Annotated in this window: 4 pseudogenes; 2 read left to right on the top strand and 2 right to left on the bottom strand. The window is 37.0% G+C overall.

The annotated features are described in order from the left end of the window. Window positions 1–18 precede the first annotated feature (18 nt). Window positions 19–1,174, top strand: a pseudogene (locus DRZ96_RS10230) (ABC transporter ATP-binding protein); the annotation flags it as partial. Further along, window positions 1,161–1,877: pseudogene (locus DRZ96_RS10225) on the top strand (ABC transporter permease); the annotation flags it as partial. The pseudogenes DRZ96_RS10230 and DRZ96_RS10225, both read left to right, overlap by 14 nt. On the opposite strand, the pseudogene DRZ96_RS10220 reads toward DRZ96_RS10225, so the two are convergent. Together DRZ96_RS10220 and DRZ96_RS10215 are read right to left on the bottom strand one after the other, a co-directional pair. Then, a pseudogene (locus DRZ96_RS10220) lies at window positions 1,872–2,528 on the bottom strand (ABC transporter permease); the annotation flags it as partial. The pseudogenes DRZ96_RS10225 and DRZ96_RS10220 overlap by 6 nt on opposite strands. Continuing rightward, window positions 2,515–3,637, bottom strand: a pseudogene (locus tag DRZ96_RS10215) (ABC transporter ATP-binding protein); the annotation flags it as partial. The pseudogenes DRZ96_RS10220 and DRZ96_RS10215, both read right to left, overlap by 14 nt.

Below are 3,637 nucleotides of genomic sequence, written 5' to 3'. Positions count from 1 at the left end.
AAAAAAGGCTAAGGAAGAGTAATTGCCCTTTCTGAAAAGTACGGTTTCAAAATTGATCCCGATGCCAAGATCCAAGACATAAGTGTGGGTACTCAACAAAAAGTTGAAATACTTAAGGTTTTATACAGGGGTGCTGACATATTAATTTTTGATGAGCCAACAGCAGTTTTAACCCCTCAAGAAATCACAGAATTAATTGACATAATAAAAAACCTTGCAAGAGAAGGAAAATCTATAATTATAATCACCCACAAGCTAAAGGAAATTAAGCAAATGGCCAACAGGTGTACTATCATTAGGCGTGGGAAAAAGATTGACACAGTAAATGTCTCTGATGTCAATGAATCTGAACTTGCAGATATGATGGTGGGAAGAGCTGTTCACCTAGATGTTAATAAGGCTGATTGTAAGGCTGGCGACACAATACTAGATATCAAGGGCCTAACTGCCAGAGACATAAGGAATGTCAAAAAGTTAGATGACTTAAACCTAGATATTAAAAGCTGGAGAAATCCATGGTATTGCTGGTGTAGATGGAAATGGTCAATCTGAACTTATTGAAACTTTAACTGGCCTTAAAAAGGCTGAAGCTGGATCTGTAATCTTCAAAGGAGAAGAGATTTTAAACCATAATCCAAGGGATATTATTGAAAGAGGTTTAAATTCTATTCCAGAAGATAGACAGTTACGTGGTCTCGTCCTAGATTTTCTGTGGCAGAAAATATTATCTTAAAGGAATACTACAAGGACAAGTTTTCTAAAAAGGGAATTTTGGACTTCCCTAAGATAGAAAAGAATGCTGAGGACCTTTCAGAGGACTATGACATTAGACCGAGAAATATAAACCAATTTGCAGGCGCCCTATCTGGTGGTAACCAACAAAAGGTATTATTGCAAGGGAAATATCTGGTGATCCAGACCTTCTCATTGCAGCCCAACCAACAAGGGGGCTAGATGTTGGTGCCATTGAGTATATTAGGAACTTCTTGATAAAACAAAGGACAAGGGGAAGGCAGTTCTTCTTATTTCCTTTGAATTAGATGAAATCATGGCTCTTTCAGATAGGATTTCTGTTATTTATAATGGAAAGATCCTAAAGACTTTTGATGCAAAAGAAACTAATGAGAGAGAACTAGGACTTTATATGGCAGGAGGTAAAAATGAAGAGAAATAGGTTTTTATACACAATTCTTGCCATTGTACTTGGTATCTTAATTGGGTCAATTATACTTTTACTAAGTGGGACAAACCCTGTTGAGGCCTACAAGGTAATTTTCTTGGGAGCCTTTGGCAAGCCTAAGTATATTTCTTGGACAATTGTAAAGGCAGTTCCATTAATTTTAACAGGACTTTCAGTTGCCTTTGCCTTTAATACAGGCCTATTTAACATTGGTGCCGAAGGGCAATACATTGTTGGATCCATTGGAGCTTTAGTTGTTGGACTATTACTAGACCTTCCTCCAGTAATCCACGGACTTGTTGCTCTTTTAGTGGGAGCTCTTTGTGGTTACATTTGGGGAGCCTTAGTTGGACTATTAAAGGCAAAATTTGAAGTTAACGAGGTTATTTCATCAATTATGATGAACTGGATTGCCTTTTATCTAAGCAACTATCTATTGAGTTTTCCAATTTTAAGGTCTATTGAATCAGATAACTCCTATCCCATTAAAGAAACTGCTAGCATAAAAATTGCTGGAGCTTGGAAGATGAGTGAATCTGGTAGGGCCTATCTCGCCCAACACAAGTTTTTAAAGGATATTTTAAATCCACCTCTAAATTTTGGTATTATTATCGCTATTTTAGCAGCCATAGTAGTTTGGTACATCCTAAAGAAAACTACTCTTGGATACGAACTTCGCGCTGTTGGTTTCAATGAAAAAGGCTGCTAAAATAGCGATAATAATACCAAAATTTAGAGGTGGATTTAAAATATCCTTTAAAAACTTGTGTTGGGCGAGATAGGCCCTACCAGATTCACTCATCTTCCAAGCTCCAGCAATTTTTATGCTAGCAGTTTCTTTAATGGGATAGGAGTTATCTGATTCAATAGACCTTAAAATTGGAAAACTCAATAGATAGTTGCTTAGATAAAAGGCAATCCAGTTCATCATAATTGATGAAATAACCTCGTTAACTTCAAATTTTGCCTTTAATAGTCCAACTAAGGCTCCCCAAATGTAACCACAAAGAGCTCCCACTAAAAGAGCAACAAGTCCGTGGATTACTGGAGGAAGGTCTAGTAATAGTCCAACAACTAAAGCTCCAATGGATCCAACAATGTATTGCCCTTCGGCACCAATGTTAAATAGGCCTGTATTAAAGGCAAAGGCAACTGAAAGTCCTGTTAAAATTAATGGAACTGCCTTTACAATTGTCCAAGAAATATACTTAGGCTTGCCAAAGGCTCCCAAGAAAATTACCTTGTAGGCCTCAACAGGGTTTGTCCCACTTAGTAAAAGTATAATTGACCCAATTAAGATACCAAGTACAATGGCAAGAATTGTGTATAAAAACCTATTTCTCTTCATTTTTACCTCCTGCCATATAAAGTCCTAGTTCTCTCTCATTAGTTTCTTTTGCATCAAAAGTCTTTAGGATCTTTCCATTATAAATAACAGAAATCCTATCTGAAAGAGCCATGATTTCATCTAATTCAAAGGAAATAAGAAGAACTGCCTTCCCCTTGTCCCTTTGTTTTATCAAGAAGTTCCTAATATACTCAATGGCACCAACATCTAGCCCCCTTGTTGGTTGGGCTGCAATGAGAAGGTCTGGATCACCAGATATTTCCCTTGCAATAATAACCTTTTGTTGGTTACCACCAGATAGGGCGCCTGCAAATTGGTTTATATTTCTCGGTCTAATGTCATAGTCCTCTGAAAGGTCCTCAGCATTCTTTTCTATCTTAGGGAAGTCCAAAATTCCCTTTTTAGAAAACTTGCCTTGTAGTATTCCTTTAAGATAATATTTTCTGCCACAGAAAAATCTAGGACGAGACCACGTAACTGTCTATCTTCTGGAATAGAATTTAAACCTCTTTCAATAATATCCCTTGGATTATGGTTTAAAATCTCTTCTCCTTTGAAGATTACAGATCCAGCTTCAGCCTTTTTAAGGCCAGTTAAAGTTTCAATAAGTTCAGATTGACCATTTCCATCTACACCAGCAATACCATGGATTTCTCCAGCTTTAATATCTAGGTTTAAGTCATCTAACTTTTTGACATTCCTTATGTCTCTGGCAGTTAGGCCCTTGATATCTAGTATTGTGTCGCCAGCCTTACAATCAGCCTTATTAACATCTAGGTGAACAGCTCTTCCCACCATCATATCTGCAAGTTCAGATTCATTGACATCAGAGACATTTACTGTGTCAATCTTTTTCCCACGCCTAATGATAGTACACCTGTTGGCCATTTGCTTAATTTCCTTTAGCTTGTGGGTGATTATAATTATAGATTTTCCTTCTCTTGCAAGGTTTTTTATTATGTCAATTAATTCTGTGATTTCTTGAGGGTTAAAACTGCTGTTGGCTCATCAAAAATTAATATGTCAGCACCCCTGTATAAAACCTTAAGTATTTCAACTTTTTGTTGAGTACCCACACTTATGTCTTGGATCTTGCATCGGATCAATTT

It is taken from the genome of Peptoniphilus harei (genome assembly GCF_900454685.1).
Lineage (GTDB): Bacteria > Bacillota > Clostridia > Tissierellales > Peptoniphilaceae > Peptoniphilus_A > Peptoniphilus_A harei.
Note: the sequence above shows the minus strand (reverse complement) of the source record. Positions and strands in the feature narration are given on the sequence as shown.